General features: G+C 65.0%; 23 protein-coding genes. 7 read left to right on the top strand and 16 right to left on the bottom strand.

The features are described 5' to 3' along the window. Positions 1–405 precede the first annotated feature (405 nt). Both NFW30_RS00040 and NFW30_RS00045 read left to right on the top strand, forming a co-directional pair. The gene (locus NFW30_RS00040) at positions 406–771 is read left to right on the top strand and encodes a hypothetical protein (RefSeq protein WP_295349702.1); all 366 of its coding nucleotides are present in this window, start codon (positions 406–408) and stop codon (positions 769–771) included. Between the two features lie 460 nt (positions 772–1,231). Further along, positions 1,232–2,098: an NYN domain-containing protein gene (locus tag NFW30_RS00045; RefSeq protein ID WP_295349703.1), complete on the top strand. Its 867-nt coding sequence runs from the start codon at positions 1,232–1,234 to the stop codon at positions 2,096–2,098. A gap of 320 nt (positions 2,099–2,418) precedes the next feature. Here the strand turns inward: NFW30_RS00045 and NFW30_RS00050 are convergent, their stop codons facing one another. Next, on the bottom strand, positions 2,419–3,204 hold the full coding sequence (locus tag NFW30_RS00050; protein ID WP_295349704.1) for a PEP-CTERM sorting domain-containing protein: 786 nt from the start codon (positions 3,202–3,204) through the stop codon (positions 2,419–2,421). 461 nt (positions 3,205–3,665) lie between these two features. On the opposite strand from NFW30_RS00050, the gene metG reads away from it, so the two are divergent. Next, entirely contained in the window at positions 3,666–5,771 is a 2,106-nt protein-coding gene (gene metG / locus NFW30_RS00055) for a methionine--tRNA ligase (protein WP_295349705.1), read from the top strand. Between the two features lie 115 nt (positions 5,772–5,886). Then, positions 5,887–6,144, top strand: a complete 258-nt coding sequence (locus tag NFW30_RS00060) for a hypothetical protein (RefSeq protein ID WP_295349706.1) — start codon at positions 5,887–5,889, stop codon at positions 6,142–6,144. 147 nt (positions 6,145–6,291) lie between these two features. Here the strand turns inward: NFW30_RS00060 and NFW30_RS00065 are convergent, their stop codons facing one another. From NFW30_RS00065 to flgB, 12 genes are all read right to left on the bottom strand, one after another. After that, on the bottom strand, positions 6,292–6,843 hold the full coding sequence (locus tag NFW30_RS00065; RefSeq protein WP_295349707.1) for a hypothetical protein: 552 nt from the start codon (positions 6,841–6,843) through the stop codon (positions 6,292–6,294). Then, positions 6,840–8,189: a flagellar hook-associated protein FlgL gene (flgL, locus tag NFW30_RS00070; protein ID WP_295349708.1), complete on the bottom strand. Its 1,350-nt coding sequence runs from the start codon at positions 8,187–8,189 to the stop codon at positions 6,840–6,842. Before flgL ends, NFW30_RS00065 begins: the two co-directional genes overlap by 4 nt. Before the next feature lie 116 nt (positions 8,190–8,305). Then, the gene (flgK, locus tag NFW30_RS00075; protein WP_295349709.1) at positions 8,306–10,351 is read right to left on the bottom strand and encodes a flagellar hook-associated protein FlgK; all 2,046 of its coding nucleotides are present in this window, start codon (positions 10,349–10,351) and stop codon (positions 8,306–8,308) included. A gap of 72 nt (positions 10,352–10,423) precedes the next feature. Next, positions 10,424–11,359 carry a flagellar assembly peptidoglycan hydrolase FlgJ gene (gene flgJ, locus NFW30_RS00080; RefSeq protein ID WP_295349710.1) on the bottom strand — a complete coding sequence of 312 codons (936 nt, stop codon included), beginning with the start codon at positions 11,357–11,359 and terminating at the stop codon, positions 10,424–10,426. 34 nt (positions 11,360–11,393) lie between these two features. Then, positions 11,394–12,530, bottom strand: a complete 1,137-nt coding sequence (locus tag NFW30_RS00085; RefSeq protein WP_295349711.1) for a flagellar basal body P-ring protein FlgI — start codon at positions 12,528–12,530, stop codon at positions 11,394–11,396. 238 nt (positions 12,531–12,768) lie between these two features. Then, complete coding sequence (locus tag NFW30_RS00090; protein ID WP_295349712.1) at positions 12,769–13,440, bottom strand: flagellar basal body L-ring protein FlgH; 672 nt, start codon at positions 13,438–13,440, stop codon at positions 12,769–12,771. Between the two features lie 10 nt (positions 13,441–13,450). Then, positions 13,451–14,233: a flagellar basal-body rod protein FlgG gene (gene flgG / locus NFW30_RS00095; RefSeq protein WP_295349713.1), complete on the bottom strand. Its 783-nt coding sequence runs from the start codon at positions 14,231–14,233 to the stop codon at positions 13,451–13,453. A gap of 10 nt (positions 14,234–14,243) precedes the next feature. After that, entirely contained in the window at positions 14,244–14,993 is a 750-nt protein-coding gene (locus tag NFW30_RS00100; RefSeq protein WP_295349714.1) for a flagellar basal body rod protein FlgF, read from the bottom strand. Positions 14,994–15,023: 30 nt separating this feature from the next. After that, a complete protein-coding gene (flgE, locus tag NFW30_RS00105) occupies positions 15,024–16,271 on the bottom strand; it encodes a flagellar hook protein FlgE (RefSeq protein WP_295349715.1) in 1,248 nt (415 codons plus the stop codon). 17 nt (positions 16,272–16,288) lie between these two features. After that, on the bottom strand, positions 16,289–16,972 hold the full coding sequence (locus NFW30_RS00110; protein ID WP_295349716.1) for a flagellar hook assembly protein FlgD: 684 nt from the start codon (positions 16,970–16,972) through the stop codon (positions 16,289–16,291). Between the two features lie 32 nt (positions 16,973–17,004). Beyond that, positions 17,005–17,409, bottom strand: a complete 405-nt coding sequence (flgC, locus tag NFW30_RS00115; protein ID WP_295349717.1) for a flagellar basal body rod protein FlgC — start codon at positions 17,407–17,409, stop codon at positions 17,005–17,007. 2 nt (positions 17,410–17,411) lie between these two features. After that, positions 17,412–17,816, bottom strand: a complete 405-nt coding sequence (gene flgB / locus NFW30_RS00120; protein ID WP_295349718.1) for a flagellar basal body rod protein FlgB — start codon at positions 17,814–17,816, stop codon at positions 17,412–17,414. A gap of 328 nt (positions 17,817–18,144) precedes the next feature. On the opposite strand from flgB, the gene flgA reads away from it, so the two are divergent. From flgA to NFW30_RS00135, 3 genes are all read left to right on the top strand, one after another. Next, positions 18,145–18,861, top strand: coding sequence for a flagellar basal body P-ring formation chaperone FlgA (flgA, locus tag NFW30_RS00125; RefSeq protein ID WP_295349719.1), 717 nt, complete (start codon positions 18,145–18,147; stop codon positions 18,859–18,861). A gap of 111 nt (positions 18,862–18,972) precedes the next feature. Further along, the gene (flgM, locus tag NFW30_RS00130) at positions 18,973–19,254 is read left to right on the top strand and encodes a flagellar biosynthesis anti-sigma factor FlgM (RefSeq protein ID WP_295349720.1); all 282 of its coding nucleotides are present in this window, start codon (positions 18,973–18,975) and stop codon (positions 19,252–19,254) included. Positions 19,255–19,282: 28 nt separating this feature from the next. After that, on the top strand, positions 19,283–19,747 hold the full coding sequence (locus NFW30_RS00135) for a flagellar protein FlgN (protein WP_295349721.1): 465 nt from the start codon (positions 19,283–19,285) through the stop codon (positions 19,745–19,747). Positions 19,748–19,908: 161 nt separating this feature from the next. Here the strand turns inward: NFW30_RS00135 and motD are convergent, their stop codons facing one another. The 3 genes from motD to NFW30_RS00150 are packed head-to-tail and all read right to left on the bottom strand — an operon-like array spanning position 19,909 to position 22,214. Continuing rightward, positions 19,909–20,727, bottom strand: coding sequence for a flagellar motor protein MotD (gene motD, locus NFW30_RS00140; RefSeq protein ID WP_295349722.1), 819 nt, complete (start codon positions 20,725–20,727; stop codon positions 19,909–19,911). A gap of 4 nt (positions 20,728–20,731) precedes the next feature. After that, a complete protein-coding gene (locus NFW30_RS00145) occupies positions 20,732–21,472 on the bottom strand; it encodes a flagellar motor protein (protein ID WP_295349723.1) in 741 nt (246 codons plus the stop codon). After that, positions 21,465–22,214 (bottom strand): RNA polymerase sigma factor FliA, encoded by a 750-nt coding sequence (locus tag NFW30_RS00150; protein ID WP_295349724.1) that lies wholly within the window; start codon positions 22,212–22,214, stop codon positions 21,465–21,467. The genes NFW30_RS00145 and NFW30_RS00150 overlap by 8 nt, the downstream gene beginning before the upstream one ends.

A 22,214-nucleotide genomic window follows, 5' to 3' on the forward strand; every position in this document is an offset into this window, starting at 1 on the left:
AGGCCTGCAGCCACGGCGCGCACGGCATCGCGATGGTGCGCGGCTGGCATTGATCAAGGCGAAGAAGCGGGGCTTCAGGATGCGTCGCGGATTGCTCGGGATGCTTCCCTGAAGCTTCAGGATGCTTCCCTGAGGCGTCAGGATGCTTCCCTGAAGCGTCAGGATGCTTCCCGGGGGCGTCAGGATGCTTCCCCGAGGCGTCAGGATGCTTCGCGGGGGCGTCAGGATGCTTCCCGAGGGCGTCCGGATGCTTCCCGGAGGCATCAGGAGGCTTCCCGGAGGCGTCGGGATGCTCCATTGCCACTTCGGGCAATCGGCTGGTTGACACAGCGAACAACGCGAAACTATCATCGCCCGCAGGGACATCCATGTCCCGGCAACCGTCGCTGTCAGAGGGAGGGAAGCATGGCAAAGAACGAAACAGTCCGCCTGCCGCCGGAAACGCGCCAGGACGATGAGAACGCCTTCCTGGCGCTCAAGGCGATCGCCGGCTACAGCCCGGCGAACCCGGCCTGCAGTCTGGCCGCCGTCACGGCCCGACATGACGCCATGCGCGCGGCCGAAGAGGTCGAACTGCGTGCCCAGAACGCGCTCGACGCCGCGCGCGACGCGACGATCGCCGCGCAGTGGGAACATCACAATCTCATCCTCGGCGTCAAGGATCAGGTCATCGCGCAGTTCGGCGCCGACTCGGACGAGGTCGCCTCGCTCGGCCTGAAGAAGAAATCCGAACGCAAGACCACCGCCCGTCGCGACAAGGTTCCCAAGTAGCTCGCGCTCTGGCCGCCGTCGCCGAGCGCAGGGGAAGGCGCCGCAGCGCGTCGCCACCCGCTGCACCGGTGCGCCTCGCTACCCGGCGTCGCACCGCCTGTGACGACGCCGCCTGGCGACCGGCGGGCAGCCGTCGTGACGCTATTGCCGCCAATTCTGGTACACCGCCGATGCGGCAGCTTGTCGTTCGATGGGAGCATCCGCCGCCCATCCCCGATGTCGGAAGCATCGCGACGCAAAGCGCTGCGTCACATGGGATGGCCACTTCGGTTCCTGGCAAACGTGTGCCGTCGTGCCCTACCCGTCACAACGACAATCACAAACCGATTGACTTTCCCGCGAGTCGTGGATACCCTGTGGCCGTTGCTGCCGTTGTCCACTACGGTTATCTGGCGCGGCAGCCTACCAAAAGCCCCGAAAGGGGCTTTATCTATTCCCAGCTCCGAAAGGGAGGTACGCCATGGATCGTTACGCCATTTTCGTTGATGCCGGCTATTTCTTCGCTGCTGGCGCTCAAGCGGCCTTTGGCCTCCGCAGGCCGCCCATCACCCGCAAGCAGGTTTCGGTCAGGTCGCCTCGGGCGATGCTGAACGCCTTGTGCCATGCAGCGGCAGCGACCACCGACAACCTCCCTCTGCTCCGCGTCTATTGGTACGACGCCATGCCGGGACCACGCATGTCGCTCGATCAATCGGCCCTCGCGTTGCTCTCCGGTGTCAAACTGCGGCTCGGTGCCCTGAACAGTAGCGGCGAGCAGAAGGGCGTCGACTCCCTCATCGTCACCGACATCATCGACCTCGCCCGAAATCGGGCGATTTCCGACGCCGTTGTCGTCACTGGCGACGACGATTTGCGCATCGCTTTCCAGGTCGCCCAATCGTTCGGTGTGCGCGTACACATTCTCGCTGCCGGCGACCCCACCACGAACGTCAGCCCTTCCCTCCAGATGGAGGCTGACTCCGTGACGGCACTCGATTCCGCGTGGTTCGGCAGCCACTTTGACCTGATCGTTCCCACTGCGACTTCTTCGCCCCCCCCAGCCGCACCAGTGACACCCCCCAGTAACGCGTTTGCGGCTCCTCAGGCAATCAGCCTGGAGGCTGCTGCAACTGCGGTAATTGCCGAGATGCTGGCCATCATCAACCCGGATCAACTTGTGCCGTTGGTGACGCACGTCACGACTCAACGAACGATCCCGCCAGAGTACGACCGACCGCTCATCGCCAAGGTGTCGGCTGCTCTGTCCGGACAGCGCTTGACTGGCGATGAGATGCGTCGCATCCGGGGCCAGTTCATCACCGCGATCAAGACGACCAAGGGGCAATAGCTTTCGACGCCCAAGCCTGCGGTCCACCGGATGCTGCGCGACAGAGCAGCGCAGGGCCGGCGACGTTTGACGTTGGGTGTCGCGGAACATCCGTCATCAGCTACCTGACGGCTCGCCCGAGCAAGACAATCATTGCTGTTGCGACGCTGCATCACGTCGACTTTCTACTGACCTGGAACTGCCGTCACATTGCCAATCAAGCAGCCGTGGTTCGCATTGCAGTGCACAGGCGCGGGCGCGGGAACGTCCTGACATGAAGCGCGGCGAACAGACGAAAAACCCCGCACTGGCGGGGCTTTCCGAAATGGAATCTTGTTCGATCAACGCATGAGTTTGCGGCGGCCAAACCCCAATCCGGCAAGGCCCAAGCCCAGCAACGCGAGGCTCGCGGGTTCCGGCACGTTGTTGCCGCCACCGCCGACGCCATTGAGTGTAATGCTGAACGAATCGATACCCCAGGACTCATCACCGCCACCTTGCCAACCTGCACCCGCGGCTTGAATGCCAAAGGTCAGAGTCGAGCCAGTGTGCGCAAGATTCAGAAACGACGCAGAACCCATGTCGACCAAGACGTCACTGAAGAACTGATTGGAATCGATTTGTGTTGCACCCGCAATCAGCGTGCCACCGCCGTAGTTGACTTGCGTCCCGCTCGCCTGGTTGCTGGTGAGCGTTGCGACCAAGTTGCCATCGATGTAAAGGTTCAGGTTGTCCGGTGCGGGAGATCCGTTAAAACTATCCCATGAATCCAGGAATCCCAGCATGAAATCGATCGATACACCGGTGTGCGAAGGCAAATTGCCAAAGCTCAACTGAAACAAGTTCCCGGGTTGACCGCCGCCGCCAGTTGCATTGCGGAAGAAATTGCCACCCCACGTCTTGCCGTTCGTTCCTGCGTAAGGTCCACCGCTGGTCGCTGTGGACGAGCCGCCGCCTAGCTGAGCCGAATAAGCCAGGCTCGGGTCAACAAAAAAATTGCCGTCAAGGTTTTCCGTGAGGATTACCAGTGAAGCGGCTTGCGCAGTACCGGCGAGCGCGAGGCTGGCCAGAGTTGCGATTCCCCAGCGTTTCAAGGTGTTCAAGCGGGTGAGTTTTTCAAGTGCCATGATTGCTTTGCTCCTATCGAAAGGCGTACAGGTCGGAAACCAAGTTGATGCTTGCTGAGGGTGACCGTTCACACGCCCCTGCCTCCTGGACCCCGTGCTCTCTGGCAAGGTGTTGGTTCGTCAAGCACGAGGGTGCTGCTGGCAAGGGTGGGTGTGAACGGTTACTGCCGACGAGCAACATTCATGCCCGATTTCCGAGTTCTCGACAAGTATCTGATCTATAGCGATTAAAAAGTCATTGCGTGGATCTCTTCTGCGGAGTGTAAAGTTTTCCGACACTAACCGGGAGAGGTCGCCAGCTCCGTTCGGGCGAAGCGAAGATACGATCTGCGCCGACGCCATCGCGATGCTGCACGGCCAGCGTCGATGGCGCCGGCCGCGCAGCCGCCACCCGCAGATGAAGCCGGCGCGGCCAGGTCCGTTTGGTAGAATGCTGCCTTTGCCCGTTTGCACCGACGCCGATGACACGCAAGATTCTGGTCACATCCGCACTGCCCTATGCTAACGGCGCAATCCATCTCGGCCATCTCGTCGAGTACATCCAGACCGACATCTGGGTCCGCTTCCAGAAGATGCGCGGCCATCAGTGCTGGTACGTCTGCGCCGACGACACGCACGGAACGCCGATCATGTTGCGCGCCGAGCAGGAAGGGATCACGCCGGAGGCATTGATCGAACGGGTGCATGGCGAGCACACGCGCGACTTCGCCGGCTTCCACATCGGCTTCGACAACTATTACACGACGCACTCGTCCGAAACCCGCGCCTGCGCCAACGAGATCTACTCGCGCCTGCGCGCTGCCGGGCTGATCGAGACGCGCACGATCGAGCAGTACTACGACCCGTTGAAGCAGATGTTCCTGCCCGACCGCTTCATCAAGGGCGAATGCCCGAAGTGCGGTGCCGCCGACCAATACGGTGACAACTGCGAGAGCTGCGGTGCCGCCTACACCGCCGACGAGCTGAAGAACCCCTACTCGGCGGTGTCCGGTGCGCGGCCGGAGCTGCGGCGGTCCGAGCACTTCTTCTTCCGCCTCTCGGACCCGCGCTGCCAGAGCTTCCTGCGCCGCTGGACGCAGGCCGAGGGCCGCCTGCAGAACGAAGCGGCGAACAAGCTGCAGGAATGGCTCGGCACCGCCGACGAGAACCGCCTGACTGACTGGGACATCTCGCGCGATGCACCCTACTTCGGTTTCGAGATCCCGGATGCGCCGGGCAAGTACTTCTACGTCTGGCTCGATGCGCCGATCGGTTACATGGGCGCCTTCCGCAACCTCTGCGATCGCCTGGGGCTGGATTTCGACGAGTACTGGCGGCCGGACTCGACGACCGAGCTCTACCATTTCATCGGCAAGGACATCCTCTACTTCCACGCGCTGTTCTGGCCGGCCGAACTCGAGCATGCGGGCTACCGGACGCCGAGCAAGGTCTTCGCGCATGGTTTTCTGACGGTCGACGGAGCCAAGATGTCAAAGTCGCGCGGCACCTTCATCACCGCCGCCAGTTACCTCGTCCAGGGCCTCGACCCGGAGTGGCTGCGCTACTACTACGCGGCCAAGCTTGGCGGCTCGATGGAGGACATCGACCTCAACCTCGACGATTTCATCGCCCGCGTGAACTCGGATCTGGTCGGCAAGTTCGTCAACATCGCCAGCCGTTCGGCCGCTTTCATCGTCCGCAGGTTCGGCGGGCGCCTGTGCACCTGTGACGAATCGCTGCCGGCGATCGCGGCGATCCGCGAACGCCGCCGGCTGATCGCCGAACACTACGAGGCGCGCGAGTTCAGCAAGGCAATCCGCGAGATCATGGCGCTGACCGATCTCGCCAACCAGTACGTGGACAGCGTCAAGCCGTGGGAACTGGCGCGCCAGCCGGGTCGCGAGGGCGAACTGCAGGCGGCCTGCAGCAACGCGATCAACCTTTTCCGGCTGTTCGCCATCCTGCTGAAGCCGGTCCTGCCGGCGCTCGCCGCGAAGACCGAGGACTTCCTCAACGTCGCCCCGCTGGTCTGGGACGACACGGCAACGGTGCTCGCAGCGGGGCACGTGATCAACGGCTACCAGCACATGCTGACGCGGGTGGACAAGCGGCAGATCGACGCGCTGCTGGCCGCCAATCGCGAGTCGCTGGCAACCACCCCGCCCGTCGCACCACAGAAGCACGCCGAACACCAGGAGAAGGCGGCTGCCGTCGCCGTGGCACAGGCAGCCGTGCCGACGGCGGCCGGCCCGCACATCGGCATCGACGACTTCCTGCGCAGCGATCTGCGCATCGCCCGCATCAGCGCAGCCGAACAGGTCGAGGGCGCCGACAAGCTGCTGCGGCTGCTGCTCGACGTCGGCCCACTGGGGACGCGACAGGTCTTTGCCGGCATCAAGGCCGCCTACGATCCGGCGGCGCTGGTTGGCCGCCTGACGGTGATGGTCGCCAACCTGGCGCCGCGCAAGATGAAGTTCGGGATGTCCGAAGGAATGATCCTCGCTGCCGCCGACCCGGACGGGGCGGTAGCCGGCATCTTCCTGCTGGCACCGGATGATGGTGCGCAGCCGGGCATGCGCGTCCGCTGATCGTTCGTCCACTCAATCGGATCAGCAATGGGAGCGCTGTGCCGTCGCGGCAAACAAGGCCCCCGGGCGTGATGTCATGTGATCGGTCGGGCGAACGGGACGGCTAGCGCACGCCATGGACCGCCGTCACCGCCCGCGCGTCACCGCGAAGGTGATGCTCTACGCGCTGCTCGACGTTGCCGGCACCCTGATCGTCGCCAGCGGCCTGATGTGGCTGGCGCGGCGGCAGACGCTCTTCATTCCGGACTTTCCGACGAGTACCGCGACCGCCATCCTGACGGTGGCGACCGGCGTCGCGCTGATGCTCTGGTCCGTCGCAGGAATCCTTCGCGAACTGTCGCGCCAGCGCCCAGCCGACGAGGTTGATCGTTGACGGGAATGTCGGTGCTCCAGCCGACACTTGCGCTGGAGCCGCTGTGGTCCGTCCTCTTGCGGATCGCGGCACGCGCCTCCGACGCGGACGCGCCCGCAATGACCGCCGGCGCCGGTTGCAGGCCTGCCGGCGACTCGCCACACCGGATCACGGCTTGCGCGCGGGGTCGGCCGCCACGAGCTGGAAGACCCCTTCGGCATAGCGATGGGTGAACGGGGTACTCGATTCGATTCCTTCCGAGTAGTCGAGCACCCGGTAGGCGGCGAAACCGCGCTGCCGCTGCAACTGCAGCGCCCGCCGCTTGAAGATCAGCCCCGACTCGCCATCACCGCCGATGCGGAAACTCTTGGCACGCATCGCCAGACGATAGGTATCGCCTTCGAGCAGGGTCTCCTCGATCGTCCAGTTGGGCGCCAGCGGATCGTAGATGACGTAGGCGGCGACGACTGCGGCAGCGCCGTAATTGAGATACTGCGCCGGCCCGCCGTACTGGTTGACCATGTAGCCGACGGAGCCGGCAAGCGCGGCTGCCTTCACCGGCGGCAGACTGACCGTCGGATTCGGGGCCTGCGTCAAGGCGCGGTCGCGCGGATCCCCGACCGGCTCCGGCTGGCCGCTCCAGTCAACCGTGCCGCAGGCGCCAAGCAGCACCCCGGACAGGCACGCCCCGGCAACCCGTAGCGGAAGGCTGAGGTTCACAGGTACTTGAACAGGCTCAACCCGCTGATCGCGACAAAGGACTTCTGTGCCGCTTCGAGGGTGGCCTGCTCCCTGGTGAAGTCCGAGATCGCCCGGACGTAGTCGAGGTCGACGAGATCGGAGAGGGTCTCCTGATACTGGATGTCGAGCACGGCGGCGCTGTCGCTCAGTCCCTCGAGCGTCTGCAGGCGCGTGCCGACGCTCGACTGCACCTCGCCGGCTTTCGCCAGTGCCTGATCGATGCCTGCCAGGTGCCCCTGCAGCTTGCCGCTGAACTCGGTCCGCGCCGTACTCGAGCCGAGCGGCAGACGCAGCAGGTCGATCGTCTCCTGCAGGGTCTGGAAGACGCTCTTGCCGACGTTCGGCCGGATGCTGAAGGTGTCACCGGCAGCCGGAGACCCGGTGATCACCACCTGGGCGCCGAAATCGATTCCTGCCGAAGGCGCCGGCGGTTGCGTGCTGACCAGCGGGATCGCCTGCCCGGGCGTGAAGGGGAGGACCGGCCCGACCGCCGTTGGCGGCAGTGCTGCCGCTGGCGGCGCCGGCTGCGAGACGTCGAAAAGCTGATAGCTGCTCGCCCCCGCCACCGTCGAGAAACGAATCTGCAAGGCGCGATCGGTCGTTCCCTGCCAGCCGAAGCCGCCATTCAGGGCCGCCGCCCACTGCCCCTGATCAAGAACCGAACCCAGCCCGATGACACCGTTTCCCTGGTTCGGCAGGCCGGGCCCGTTGCCGCTGGCAGCGGCGACGAAACTGCCGTTTCCTTCGCGAATCTGCATGAACAGCTCGCTGCCCGCAACGCCGGTCGCCATCTGCTGCGACGCAGCAACCTGTAGCAGCCGCTCGCCATCGTCGCCGAAGTAACGGACGAAACCGCTCGTTGCCGGCGGTACCGCGGCGCCACGGGCAAACGGCATCGTCGCCCCGAGATGGCCGGAGAAGAGGTACTCCCCCTCGGCGCTGCGGCTGTTGGCGATGCCGAGGACCTCCTCGAACCGGGCCTCGAGTTCGCTCGCCAGCGCCTGCCGATCGCTGTCGGCGAGGACCGTGTTGCCCGCCTGGATGATCCGGCTACGCACGCTCTGCAGGACATCGGTCAGACTCGTCAGCTGGCTGTCGACGAGCCGCAGGCGGTCGCTGGCGATGCCCTGATTGCGCGCGTACTGGGCGCCGACTTGCTTCGCCTGGGTGACCTCCAGCGCGCGGGCAGCGGCGACCGGATCGTCAGCTGGCGTCAGCACGCGGCGGCCGCTGGAGAGTTGCTCCTGCAGCCTGAGGAGTTCGTTCTGCCGGCGCTCGATGCCGCTGGCGCCGGCTGCGTAAATCTGGCTGGTACTGATCCGCATCCATGGTTCCTTCCCGTGAAGCTCCGGTCCTGCGGCAGTCAGGAATCCGGCAACCCGCGCCGGAGTGATGCCGATGCCGCCCCGGCGATCGTCGTTGCGCCGAAGAATCCCCGCACCTAGCGAGCGCCGAGCTCGAGGATCGTGTTGAACAGGCTTGAGGCAATCTCCAGAGCCTTTGCCGCCGCCTGGTAGGCCTGCTGATAGCGGATCAGGTTGGCCGCCTCCTCGTCGAGGTTGACGCCGGAAAGCGAATCACGGCTGTCCTGCGCCTGTTTCAGCAACACCTTCTGCGCCTCGGCGCCCACCTGCACCTGCCGGGTCCTGCTGCCGTTCTCGCTGACCAGTTCGGCGTAGCTTTCCTGGAACGAAACCGTCTTGCCCGACATGGTGTCGAGCGTCTGCAGCTGCCCGAGCGCCAGGACGTTGCGGCCATCGCTGGTGGCAGCCGGGTTTCTTGCCAGGACGAAGCTGTCGCCGTTGTTCGGCACGCCACTGATGCTGAAACTGATGCCGCTGGGCGGAGCGGCGCTGCTCGCGCCCACCAGGGTGATGGTCGCGCCGCTCGCATACGCGACACCGCTGCCCGGGCCCGCGATCAGCTGCGGCGGACCGCCGTCGATCGACACCCGGCTGCCTGCCGGAAAGTTGCGCAGTTGGCCGTTGTCCACTACCACCGTCAGCGGCAGGAGCGGGCCGAGCGCCTCGTACCCTGGCCCGACGCTGCCGGGAGAGATCGCTGCCGACCCGGTGTTGGCCGCTCCGGCAGTGGTGCGAACCGGCGCCGCCGCCGGAATCAGGCGCGGATCGGCAAGCATCGCCGGATTGACGGCAATCCGGCGCGCCGCGTCGCGGGTGGGCTGAATGAGATAGCTGGTCCCTGCCGCCAGCGGTCCCGACGAGGTGATCGTGAAACCTTGCGGCTCGGCCTGCAGTTGCGCATCGAGCGTTGCCAGATCGGCCGCCGTCCACTGCCGGTCATCCCGCACGCGCGTCAGCGTCACGCTGCTGCCATCGGAAGTGAGGCGATAGTCGCTGGCGACAAGGTCGGTGTAGAAATTGCCACTGAACGGGACCGGCGTCGCAAACGCCGCCGTCACCGTCGGACTGCCCGGCGGATTCCTGCCGTCGGCCCGCACTTCCGGCCCGCCTACCGTGAACAAGGCGGGAGTGAAGCCCGACGGCGGCGTCGACAGGAGCGACTGCCCCAGCAAATCCTGACCGAGCTCGGCCTGCGCATTGACGGTCAGAGCCAGCGAAACGGCGTTTCGCCCGAGCTCGTTGCTCGCCCGATCGAGGGAATCGCTTCGGAAATCCAGCAGCCCCCCCAATGCACCCCCTTCGATCAAAGACTGGGACATCTCCTGCACCCCGGTATTGGTCTTCAAACCGACCACCAGACGCGACAGATCGCCGGCAGAAGCTGTCACCGCCAGGGCCGTCGACTGCGAGCCGACGACCAGTTGCTGACCGCTGCCGATGAAGACGCTGACACTGCCGTCACCACTGCTGCTCGTCTTCACCCTGATGAGCTTGTTCAGTTCGGCCACCTGGTAGTCGCGCGCATCGAGGAGGTCATTGGGCGAGTGGCCGCTGGTCGCCTGGGCAAGGCCGATCTGCTCGTTCAGGCGGGCGATCTGCTCGGCGTGCGAATTGATCGCCGTGACACTGTCCCTGATCTCGCCATTGATCTGGTCGTACATCTGTGCGAGCTGCGTGCCCAGCGACTGATAGCGGGCGCTCAGTCCCTGCGCACTGGAAATCATCAGCTGACGGCTCGAAAGGTTGGACGGATTTGCCGCCACCTGCGCCACCCCGTCAAAGAAACCCTGCAGTGCGGGTGACAGGCCTGCTTGCGCGTCAGCCAGCAAGGAGTCAATGCGTCTGATGTGCGCCGCGTAGCTGTCCAGCTGGCTGGCGCCTGCCTGCGCCTGATCCACCTGCTCGGTGAGAAAACGGCTATAGACCCGCTCGACGGTCGCGATATGGACGCCCCGGCCGAGAAACCCGCCGCCGGTCATGTCGCCCGCGTTGCTGCCCTGGATGACCCGCTGCCGCGTGTATCCGGGGGTGTTGGCGTTGGCAATGTTGTGCTCGGTCGTCTGCAACCCGTACTGCGCCGCCAACAAGCCGCTGACACCTGTACCGAGGATTCCTGAGCCCATTCGATCAATTCCTGGTTGATGTCCCTGTCAACGGCCGCCCGACGGGAAAGTTTAGCTTCCCGGAGCAGAAAATCAGGCGACGGAAAGCGCCTGCCTCAATGTGTCGCCGCCAATGATGCGAGCGAGCTTGTCGGCGTACATCGGATCGGTCGCATAGCCCGCCCGTTGCAGGGAACGGGCAAACTGGACGCCATCCTGCTGTCCGACGACGCTGGCGTAGCGCGGGTGGCTGCCGAGCAGCTGCGCGTAGTCGCGGAAAGCTTCGGCATACGAAGCGTAGGCGCGGAACCGCGCGCGTACCGTCTGTGGCACGCCATCGACGAATTCGGTCGTCGGCACTTCGACGGTCGGCCCCACCCAGCCGCGGCCGGCCTTGATACCGAAGACATTGAAGCTGGGCGAGCCGTCGGCAGCGCGCAGTTCACGCTTTCCCCAGCCGCTCTCGAGCGCCGACTGGGCAACCAGGAATTGCGCCGGGATACCGGTCGTGGCCGCCGCCTCGACGGCGTGCGGCCAGACGCGGTCAACGAAGTCGCGCCGGCGCCGCGCACGGTCGGCAGTCGCTTCCGGCTGCGCGGCGGCCGCACCCGGCACGGCGGGCAATGCGGTCACGACGGCGGGAAGAGCGCGCCGCGCCGGCAGTACGGGCTGTGCCGGCAACCCTGCACCCGGCGCGGCCGGCAGCGTCGCCACAACCCCGGACTGTTGCCGTGCCAGCTGCCGCTCGATCAGGCTGGCGAAACCGAGCGGTGACTGCGAGGCAAGCTCCTGCGCCATCTGCTGATCGCCGATGGCGGCGAAGAAGCGGCTCTGCTCAGTGTCCAGCAGGCCACTGGCCGGCGTCGCATCGCGCATGCTTTTCAGGATCTGGTGCAGAAGCATGCCTTCGAACTGTCGCGCCGCCTGCCTGACTCCCGCCTGCGGGTCGATGCGCAACCGGTTGCGCAGGTCGCCGGCGACAGCGGGGTCGAGTACCAGGCGTTGGGTTGCAGGCAGCGGCGCTTTCATGACTGGCACACGGCTCGTTCTCCCGGGAGGGCGCTCAGATGATCTCGAGGTCGGCCCGCAGCGCGCCGGCCGCCTTCATCGATTGCAGGATCGACAGCAGATCCTGTGGTCCAGCGCCCAGCGCATTGATCGCCTTCACCACCTCGGCGAGGCTGACGCCCGCCTTGAGCTGGATCAGCGAGCCGCCGCCCTGCTTGATGTCGATCTCGCTCTGCGTCGTCGTCACCGTCTGCCCCGGTGACAGCGGGTTGGGCTGACTGACCTTCTGCTCGGTGTTGACGATGACCGAAAGATTACCATGAGCGACTGCGCACGAGTCGATTGTGACGGTCTGGTTCATGACCACCGAGCCGGTGCGCGGATTGATGATCACCTTGGCCACCGACTTCGCCGGCCGAACCTCGAGGTTCTCGATCCGCCCGAGGAACGCGACACGACTGTTCGCCTCTTCGGGAGCGATGACGCGAATCACCCGTCCGTCGAGTGCCTGTGCAGTACCGGGTGCGGTTTCCCGGTTGATCGCCTCGACCATCTTCTGCACCGTCCCGAAATCGGTCGCTGCCAGCTCATAGTGAACGAATGGGCCCTGGCCAAGTGCCGTCGGCACCTCGCGCTCGACGGTCGCACCGCCGGCAATGCGGCCCGCCAGCAGATGGTTGACGACGACCTTGCTGCCGCCGGAGGCGGCACCGGCACCGCCGACCAGCAGATTCCCCTGCGCCTGGGCGTAGATCTGGCCGTCGGCCCCCTTCAGCGGCGTCATCACCAGCGTTCCGCCACGCAGGCTCTTGGCGTTCCCCATCGATGACACGGTGACGTCGATCTGCTGGCCGATGCGCGCGAAGGGCGGCAGATTGGCGGTCACCATGACCGCCGCAACGTTCTTCAGCTGCAGCCCCTGCACGGAGTTGACGGTCGTACCGAGCTGCGCCAGCATGTTGATGATGCTCTGCGAGGTGAAAGGCGCCTGCGTCGTCTGGTCGCCGCTGCCGTCGAGCCCGACCACCAGCCCGTAACCCACGAGCTGGTTGTTGCGCACTCCCTGCAGCGACGCCAGATCCTTGATCCGCTCCGCCGCCGCCAGGGTGTGCGGCACGACAACGGCCAGGACGGCGAAGGCTGCTGCCGCGAGGTGGCTGCGGACAGGCATTGCGGCGACGATCGATAACATGACCCCCCCTTCCTCAGAGTTCATGGTTCAGTCCATGGCGAGGGCACCGCCGGTCGGCGGCGTTGCCCACCCTTCCCCGCGCCCGGCGAGCGCGGCTCGGCGAGTCCTCTGCTGCAGCGCACGGAGCGCGCCGTGCAAACACGGCTGTGCCATCATCCCGCCGCCCGAAATCCTGCGTCATCCGCGCGCTGGCGTCCGTGCAGGCTGGCGTGCGCACGACCGCTCCCCCGGCTGCCACTCAGAAGGGCAGAACGGTGAGGAAGAAGCGCGCCAGCCAGCCCATCACCTGCGCCTCGCTGATCGCGCCGCTCTCCTTGTACTCGATGCGTGCATCGGCAATCTGTGACGAAGCGATGGTGTTGGTCGCGTTGACGAAGTAGGGGTTGACGACACCCGACAGGCGGATGTACTCCTGCCCGTGACCGATCGCGACCTGCTTCTCGCCGGAAACGAGCAGATTGCCGTTCGGCAGGACTTCGACGACCGTCACCGTGATCGTCCCGGTAAACACGTTGTTGGCCGCTGCATCGCCCTTGCCACTGGCAACGTTGCTGCTGCTCGTCTTCAGTTCGGTCAGCGTCTTCCCCGGCAGATTGAGGTTGGGCCCGATCGAGGCGTTGATGCTGCCGGTCTTGGCGACGCTGTTGTTCGACTTGGTCGCCGCCGAGGTGTTTTCGGTAATCGTCACCGTGATGGTATCGCCGACATGGCGGGCCCGCCGATCCTCGAACAGCGTGCGCGAGGCACCTGCCTGATAGATGCTGCCCGTCGACGCCAGCGCTGCTGCCAGTTGCTCCGGTCGCGGCTGCGGCCTGGCCGTCATCGGCTGATGGACATTGGTAGGCGGAACGGTGGTACAGGCGGCGAGCAGCAGCAGTGCGGCCGGCAGCAAGGACGAGCGGGCAGGCATGGCGGATTCCCTACAGTTGCGTCAGGCGCCCGAGCATCTGGTCGGAGGTCGACACGACCTTGGCGTTCAGCTCGTACGCCCGCTGCGTCTGGATCATCAGTACCAGTTCCTGCGCCACATTCACGTTCGACGCTTCGACATAGGACTGGACCACCATGCCGGCGCCGTTACTGCCCGGCGTATTGAGCGTTGGCGTACCGCTCGACGCCGTCTCCTGGTAGAGATTGTCGCCGAGACTCTGCAGCCCCCCGTTGTTGATGAACGTCGCCACCTGGATGGTGCCGATCTGCACGGGCGCCGCCGCGTTCGGCAGGGTGACGCTGACGACGCCGTCGGTGGCAACGGTCACGGTCAGGGCGTTCTGCGGGATGGTGATTGCCGGCTGTACCGGATAGCCGCTGGCGGTGACGATCTGCCCCTGATTGTCCTTCTGGAACGATCCGTCGCGAGTGTAGGCGCTGGTTCCATCCGGCAGCAGGACCTGGAAGAAACCCGCGCCATCGATCGCCATGTCGAGGCTGTTGCCGGTCTGCTGCAGCGAACCCTGCGTGAAGATGCGCCCGGTCGACACCGGCGTGGTGCCCAGGCCGATCTGCAGTCCGTCGGGAATCTGGGTCGTCTGCGACGACTGCGCACCGGGCTGGCGCACCGTTTTGTAGAGCAGGTCGGCGAAGATTCCCCGTGCCTGCTTGAAGCCGTTGGTGCTGACGTTCGCCAGGTTGTTGGCGATGATGTCGATCTGCACCTGCTGTGCGTTGAGACCGGTACTCGCGGTCCAGAGAGAGGTGATCATCGCGTTCCGATCAGCGGTTCATGGTAAGCAGGGTCGTCGCGGCACGGGCGTTCGCTTCGGCCGTCTGCAGCATCCTGACCTGCAGTTCGAATTGGCGCGCAAGGCTGATCATCCGCACCATGGCGTCGACCGAATTGACGTTGCTGCCCTCGAGCGCGCCAGGCTCCAGCTGCACGGTCTCATCCGCGATGGCAGGCTCGCCGTTGCGCGTGCGGAAAAGGCCGTCATCACCACGCACCAGATCGCCTTCCGGTGGATTGACGAGCTTGATCCGGCCAATCACATTGACGCTGCTCGCCGCTCCGGCCCCGGGACGTGGTACGCCCGATACCGTACCGTCGGCCGCAATGGCGATGTTGTTGTCTGGCGGCAGCGCGATCGGCCCGCCTTCGCCGACAACGAGGTTGCCGGCGCTGGTCTGCAGGACGCCGTTGGCGTCGGTGACCAGGTTTCCGGCACGCGTGTACGCCTCGCTGCCGTCAGGTGCCTGAACGGCAATCCAGCCTCGCCCGCGCAGCGCCACGTCGAGCGGCCGGCCGGTGGTCAGCATCGGGCCCTGTTCGAAACTGTTGGCTACCGAGGCGTCGATCGCAAACGCCCGCGTCGGTTGGCCCGCGCCGAGCAAGGGCACGGCGCGGAAGCGGTTCTCCATTGCCCGGTAGCCGGCGGTCGAGGCATTGGCCAGATTGTGCGCAACTCCGGCCTGCTGGAGAAAGGCCTGCTTGGCGCCGCTCATGGCCGTGTAGATCAGCCGATCCATGCAGCCTCCATGTAGTCAATCATGCGGCGATCAGCGCAGGTTGATCAGCGTCTGCATGATCTGGTCCTGTGTCTTGATCGTCTGCGCGTTCGCCTGATAGTTGCGCTGCGCGGTGATCATCGCCACCAGTTCGTTGGTCAGATCGACATTGGAGTCCTCGACGGCCGCCGACTGAATGACGCCGCGACTTCCCGTTGCCGGCGCACCGACCAGTTCCGGTCCGGAGGTCGAGGTCTCACTCCACTGATTGTTGCCAAGGTTGAGCAGGCCATTGGGGTCGGCAAATGTGGCCAGAACCAACTGTCCCATGCTGCGCGTCTGGCCGTTGCTGTAACGACCCTGAACGATACCGTCGTCAAGGACACCGATACCGACCAGGCTGCCGGTCGCGTAGCCGCCCTGCGCCAGGCGGTCCACGCTCGAGGCACTGCCATACTGTGTCGTTCCCGTGAAGTCGATCACGCCCGGTGACCACGGCGTCTGGGCGCCGCTGCTCAGCGGCCACGACGGCAGGGTGTAGGTCGGGGTCGAACTCAGTGCCCCCGATGTGTTGAAGACGAGGTTGCCGGCCAGTGTCTGCGGGTTGGCGCCGTCGAGCGTTGCGTGCACCGTCCATTCGCCGCCTGCCGGGGGTGTCGGCGCGTTCAGCACGTAATAGGTCGTCAGGTTGTGCGACACTCCCAGCGTATCGAAAACGGTCAGCGCGGTCGAGAAATTGTAGGTCGCCGGGTTGCTGTAATCAAAGGGAGCCAGCACCGGGACGGTCGCACGCGCATCGAGATTGAGGACAGCCGTCACATCGCCCGCCAGCGGGTCGCTCGTCGCCCGGGGTGGAATCTGGCTTGCCGACAGTTGCAGTTCGATTGGATTGGATGGCGTGATGACGCCGTTGACGCTCACCGGATAGCCGGTCAGCCGGAGGTTCTGGTCATTGATGATGTAGCCCTGGTTGTCGATGTGGAACTGACCGTTGCGTGTATAGCTGATGGCGCCATCGTCGCTCATGCGAAAGAAGCCGCCACCGTTGACCGCAAGATCGAGAGCATTGTCGGTAGTGCTCAGGTTGCCTTGGGTGAACTGTTGCTGGATCGCACCCACCGACACGCCGATGCCGATCTGCGAGGCGCCGACGATGCCCAGGGACGCGGCATAGACATCGGCGAAGTTGGTGTTGGCGCGCTTGAAACCGACCGTGCTGGCGTTGGCGACGTTGTTGCCGATGACGTCGAGCGCCGAGGCTGCCGCATCGAGACCACTCAAACCCTGTTGGAAACTCATCCTGTCCCCCGATTGTGCTAGAGAATCTGTTGCACCTGGTCGAAACGGATCCGGCCCGCGCCGCTGACGTCCAGTTCAAAACCCTTTGCCGTCCTGACCAAAGCAGATACCGTACCAAGTTGCAACGGTTCGGCGGCCACCTTGTCGGCACCACGCAGCGCGTTGACGCGGAAGCTGTAATTCCCGGGAGCTACCGGCAGCCCGGCATCGTTCCTGCCATCCCAGGCGAAACTGAAGCTTCCCGCATCCCTCGCCCCGAGATTCTGGCTCTGCACGACCGTTCCCGCGCCATCGACGATCGTCAGCTTGACTTGGTCGGCGGCTTCGGCCAGTTGGACACCGGCAACCGCCTGGCCAGCGGCCAGCGACAACCGCGAACCGGCAGTGAGCACGTTGCGGCCCATCAATGACGCGCCCTGCATGGCCTGCGCATCCTGATAACTGCCCAGGAGTGCCTCCAGGGTGGTGTTCAACTTCTCGATCCCGGTAACGGTGCTGATCTGGGAAACCTGTGTGGTCACCGCGGCGTTGTCCAGCGGGTTGAGCGGATCCTGGTTCTGCAACTGGGTCACCAGCAGCTTGAGAAAGCGGTTCTGCACTTCCTCGCTGCTGGTCGCCGCCGTGCCACTGTCGCCCGAGCCCGCATTGAGCGCGGAAAAGATGGTGCTTGCAGCGCTGATTGCCGGAAGAACACTTGCCATGGAACTCTCCTCGACTTGGGGATCGGTGATGACTACTGACCAATGCTCAGCGTCTTGAGCAGCAGCTGCTTGGCCGAGTTCATCACCTCGGCATTAGTCTGGTAGGCGCGTGCCGCGGAAATCATGTTCGTCATCTCGTCGACCACGCTGACGTTCGGCATCTCCACGTAACCCCGGTCGTTCGCCGCCGGGTTGCGCGGGTCATACACCAGGCGGCCCGGGCTGCTGTCCTCGACGACGCGGGTCACGCGGACACCCTGTGCCGCGGCATCGCCCATCGGCGTCGCGGCAAAGACGACCTGCCTGGCGCGATAGGGTTTGCCATCGGAACCGATCACGCTTTCCGCGTTGGCCATGTTGCTGGCAACCGCATTGAGGCGGATCGACTGGGCCGTCAAGGCGCTGCCGGCAACGTGGAAGGTGGTGAACATGCCCATGACTATTGCCCCTGCAACGCCGTCATCATGGTCCTGATCTTGCCGGTGATGAAGGTCAGCCCGGCCTCGTAGAAGACGCTGTTCTCGGCGAGTTGCGCCGCCTCGACATCCATCTCGACCGTATTGCCGTCGGCACTCGGCTGTAGCGGCTGGCGATAGAGCAGCGACAGTGACCGCTCATTCGGCTCGCCCGCCAAGTGGCGCGGCACGGTCATCACCAGCGGCAGGCTGGCAGCCGGCCTGCCGGCAAGCGCACCAGCGAGTGCGGCGGCGAAGTCGAAATCGCGCGCCTTGAAGTTCGGCGTATCGGCGTTGGCGATGTTTCCTGCCAACACCTGCTGCCTGCTGGCGCGCAGGCCAAGTGCCTGCTGCTGGAACTGGAGATTGCGCTCAAGTTTGCTGAGCATCGGACGCTCCCTGATCGGTCGGACGTGAATCATCCAAGCAATAGGCGTGCCATGACACCGGAGGACGACGGCGGCGCCAGGTCCATTCGCCGCACCCGAAGGCGTCACGGCCACCCGACCTGCCACCGGGCGGCCGGCCTCCGGCGAGGCAGCGCCGTCCGACCCCGGGGTCCAGTCGCCGGCCAGGCAGCGATCCGCACCACCCGGCGGCCACTCCGGGACCATCCTTGCCGGCGATACGGCAAATATTGCCGCCGGGCACCGGGCAGCAGGCGGCATGCAGCGCCAATTTCTGTCGACACCCGCAGGATTGAGGCAAAATGGCAGCATGCCTGTACGTCCCGTCGCCAAGCGATATTCCGGCTGGCATTCCCTCGCCGCCGTCCTCGTCCTTTCGCTGCTTGCTCTGACGAGCAGGGTAGCCGGCGCGCAGACCGCGCTGTCGGCCGCACTCAGCGACTATCTGCAGACACAGACCGCCGGCCTGCCGGGAACGGTAAGCGTGCAGATCGGCCGACTTGATCGGCACGCCCGGCTCACGGCCTGCGACGCATTCGAACCATTCGTGCCGCCGGGAAGCCGCCTGTGGGGGAACACCACGGTAGGCGTGCGTTGCCTCGGCCCGGGCCGGTGGACGGTGTACGTGCCGGTACAGATCCGGATTGCCGGCAGCTACCTCGTCGCGGCACGGCAGCTCGGACCCGGGCAGCAGATCGGCGTTGCCGACCTGCTGCCGCAGAGCGGTGATCTCGGTGCGCTTCCCGCCAGTGTTCTGACCGACCCGGCGCAGGCAATCGGCAAGACGACGCGACAAGGTATCGCTGCCGGCCAACCGCTGCGCAGCGAGTTGCTCAGCGCTGCCTGGGTGGTGCAACAGGGACAGAGCGTGAAACTGCTTTCGAGCGGCGCGGGATTCAGCGTAAGCAATGAGGGAAAGGCCCTGAACAACGCCGGAGAGGGTCAGGTCGCGCAAGTGCGAACGGCCTCCGGACAAGTCGTCAGCGGCATCGCCCGGCGCGGCGGCATCGTCGAGGTAAGTTACTGATCGGCAGGCGATCAGCAGGCGAAGCGCGCTTTGATGCGAACAAAAAGTGCTAAAGTTCCATCGCCGTCCGCCGATTAGTGAGTTGAGGACAACCGTTCAAGGGGCGTCACCGTGAAGATCGACAGCACAACCAACTCCGCCACCCCAGTTGGCGAAACGCGCAGCCGCACGACCATCGCGAAATCGGCGACGACTGCCGCCAGCGAGGTTCACTTGAGCGAACTGGCGGCAGGACTGCAGGCCAGTGGCGATGTGGAGCCCTTCGATTCCGCTCGCGTGGCGGAAATCAGACAGGCAATCGCCAACGGGCGTTTCACGATCAATGCCGAAGCGATTGCCGAGCGGCTGATCGCCTCCGCCAGTGACCTGGTGGCGGCACAGCGGCGATCCTGATCACCAACGCCGCCCGTAACTGCCTGTGGTGACGACCCTGCGACGATTGTTGGAAGACGAAGTCGTCGTCCTCCGCAGCTTCGTCGGCCTGCTCGAACGCGAGCAGAGGATGCTGGTCGAAGGCAACGTTGACGGCCTGCCCGACCTGTTGCTCGACAAGAACGAACTCACTGCCCGCTTGGCGGCTATCGCCGAGCAGCGCCGCGCCGACCTCGCTGGAGAGGGCTTGAGCGCGGACCGCGAGGGCATTGCCGCTTGGTTTGCTGCCCACCCGGGCGAACAGGAGGCGCGCGCATCCTGGGCCGAGTTGCTGCCTCTGGCCAGACAGGCGCGCGAACTGAATCGGCTGAATGGCGAAGTGATCCATCTGCGCATGCAGAGCAACACGCTGGCGATCGAAGCGCTCGTCGGCACTACGGGTGCTCTGGGTCTGTACGGCCCCGATGGTCAGAGCCGACCGGCCGGCGTTGGCCGCATCAGCGACAGCGCCTAGCGGCGTGTCGGACCAGGGCGATCGCCGCCAGTCGAGGGGGAGAGCGAGGGTAGTCCTTCACCATCGCGGAGTGCACAGGGGCCCCATGTGACGACAAGTCTGTGAAGGATGGACCGCCATTCGCACTGGCGCAGCCGCCCGTTCACACATCCGGCCGGCTGCTAGCGTACCGTGGTATGGCTTGCCGTTGGCGCGGCCGGGAACGATCTGCCCGCCCCCTGCAGATCGAGTTCGGTACTCTTTTCCGGAATCGTCGAATCGATCAGAATCGTCACGCGACGATTCCGCGCCCGCCCATCGGCCAGGAGATTGGGCTCGACCGGACGCGTGTCGGCATAGCCGATTGCGGTCAACCTGTCGGCAGCGATGCCGGCATCGGCGAACAGCCGTAGAACCGTGGTCGCGCGTACGGCCGACAGCTCCCAGTTGGAGGGGAACTGCGTGTTGCTGATCGGCATGTTGTCCGTGTGTCCCTCGATCGTGATCGGGAAATCTGCCGCCACGAGAACCTCGGCCACGGACAGCATCGCCTTGGCCAGTGGGGGTTTGAGGAGTGCCTGTCCCGGCGAGAAGAGTATGCTGTCATTGATCTCGATGCTCACTCCGCGGCTCGTTTCGAGCACCCGCACCTTGCCCTGTTCGACGAGGGGCGCCATGACATCGAGGATGTTCTTCGCCACCTGACGCATCTTCTCCCGCTCCTTCTGTCGCATGCCCTCCGATGCCTTGCTCGCAAGCGGCGTGGCGACTGCCGGTGACGGTGTGGGCATCACTGTCGGCGTCTGCCCGACGCTATTGACCGGCGCATTGCGGAAGGCGACGACCATCGAGTTGCTGAGAATCCGGTACTTGCCCTCGTTGACCGAGGAAAGGGCATACATGACGACGAAGAAGGCAAAGAGCAGGGTGATGAAATCAGCGTAGGAAACGAGCCAGCGCTCGTGATTGTCGTGCTCCTCCTCATGCCGTCTGCGTGCCATCGCGTCAGAAGATGTAGGCGCGCAAGCGGCTCTCGATGATCCGCGGGTTGTCGCCGTTGGCGATCCCGACGAGACCGGCAACGATCATCTCGCGCTGCACCACCAGCCGACTGATGTGTGCCTTCAGCCGATTGGCAATCGGCAGGTACACCAGGTTGGCGAGGCCCACACCATAGATCGTCGCGACGAACGCGACCGCGATGCCGGCACCAAGCTTGGAAGGATCCGAGAGGTTTTCCATGACGTGGATCAGGCCGAGTACGGCGCCAAGAATGCCGATCGTCGGCGAGTAACCGCCGGCTGCCTCCCATATGCGTGCAGCCAGCTTCATCTCCTGCTCGTAGGTCGTGATCTCGACCTCCATCACCTCGCGCAAGCGCTCCGGCTCGGCGCCATCGACGAGAAGCTGCAGACCCTTGCGAACGAAGTCGTCCTTCAATTCGCTCACCACCGCGTCGAGCGCCAGCAGGCCCTCACGCCGCGAAACCTGGCTCCAGCCGGTGACCTGCTGAATCACCTGCAGGTGGTTGACCACCGGTGGGTACAGAATCCATTTGATCATGCGCATGCCGCGCAGAAAGGTGGCATGGGGGCTCTGCAGCATGACCGCCCCCAGTGTGCCACCGACGACGATCAGCATTGCCGTCGGCTGCGCCAGCGAGCCGACATGTCCACCCTCGAGGATCTGGCCGACGACGATGGCCAGCACACCGATCAGCAGGCCGGCGATGCTTCCCCTATCCATGACGTTCCGCCCGCGCCCGGGCGTTGCGCGTGCCGCCGCCGAACAGTCGGCTGCGCAGCCGCAGGACCGCCTGACTGTGCAACTGGCAAACGCGGGACTCGCTCACCCCCATGACCTCACCGATCTCTCGCAGGTTGAGGTCCTGCTCGTAGTATAGCGCCATCATCAGTTGTTCACGTTCGGGCAACGATCCGATCGCCTGCACCAGTCGCCGGCGCAGGTCCTCGTCGGCGACCAGTTGGGCGGGGTCGGCGCTTGCATCGACCAGGTGACCCTCGAGGAAGTCCTCGCCACGCTCGGCAACGACGTCCTCGATGTACACCAGTTGATGCCCGCGCACCTCCTGCAACATTTCCTGGTAGTCGGCAAGCGTCATGCCGAGGGAATCGGCAAGTTCACTCTCCGTCGGCACGCGCCCGCTCGCCTGCTCGAGCTGGGCGATCGCCGCCTCGATGCGCCGACAGTTGCGGCGCAGGCTGCGCGGCAACCAGTCGTTTTCCCGCAAGCCGTCGAGCATTGCGCCGCGCACCCGCTGCGCGGCATAGGCCTCGAATTGGGCACCGACTCCGGCCTCGAAACGCCCCAGGGCATCAAGCAGGCCGAGCATGCCGTTCTGCACGAGGTCATCGATCTGCACGCTCGCCGGCAGCCGTGCCATCAGATGGCAGGCAATACGCTTGACCAGCGGCGCGAAGCGCTGGACAAGCTGATCCTTGTTGAGCTGGCCAGCAGCGTTGTACAT

Origin of the sequence: Accumulibacter sp., assembly GCF_023806635.1 — a bacterium.
Lineage (GTDB): Bacteria > Pseudomonadota > Gammaproteobacteria > Burkholderiales > Rhodocyclaceae > Accumulibacter.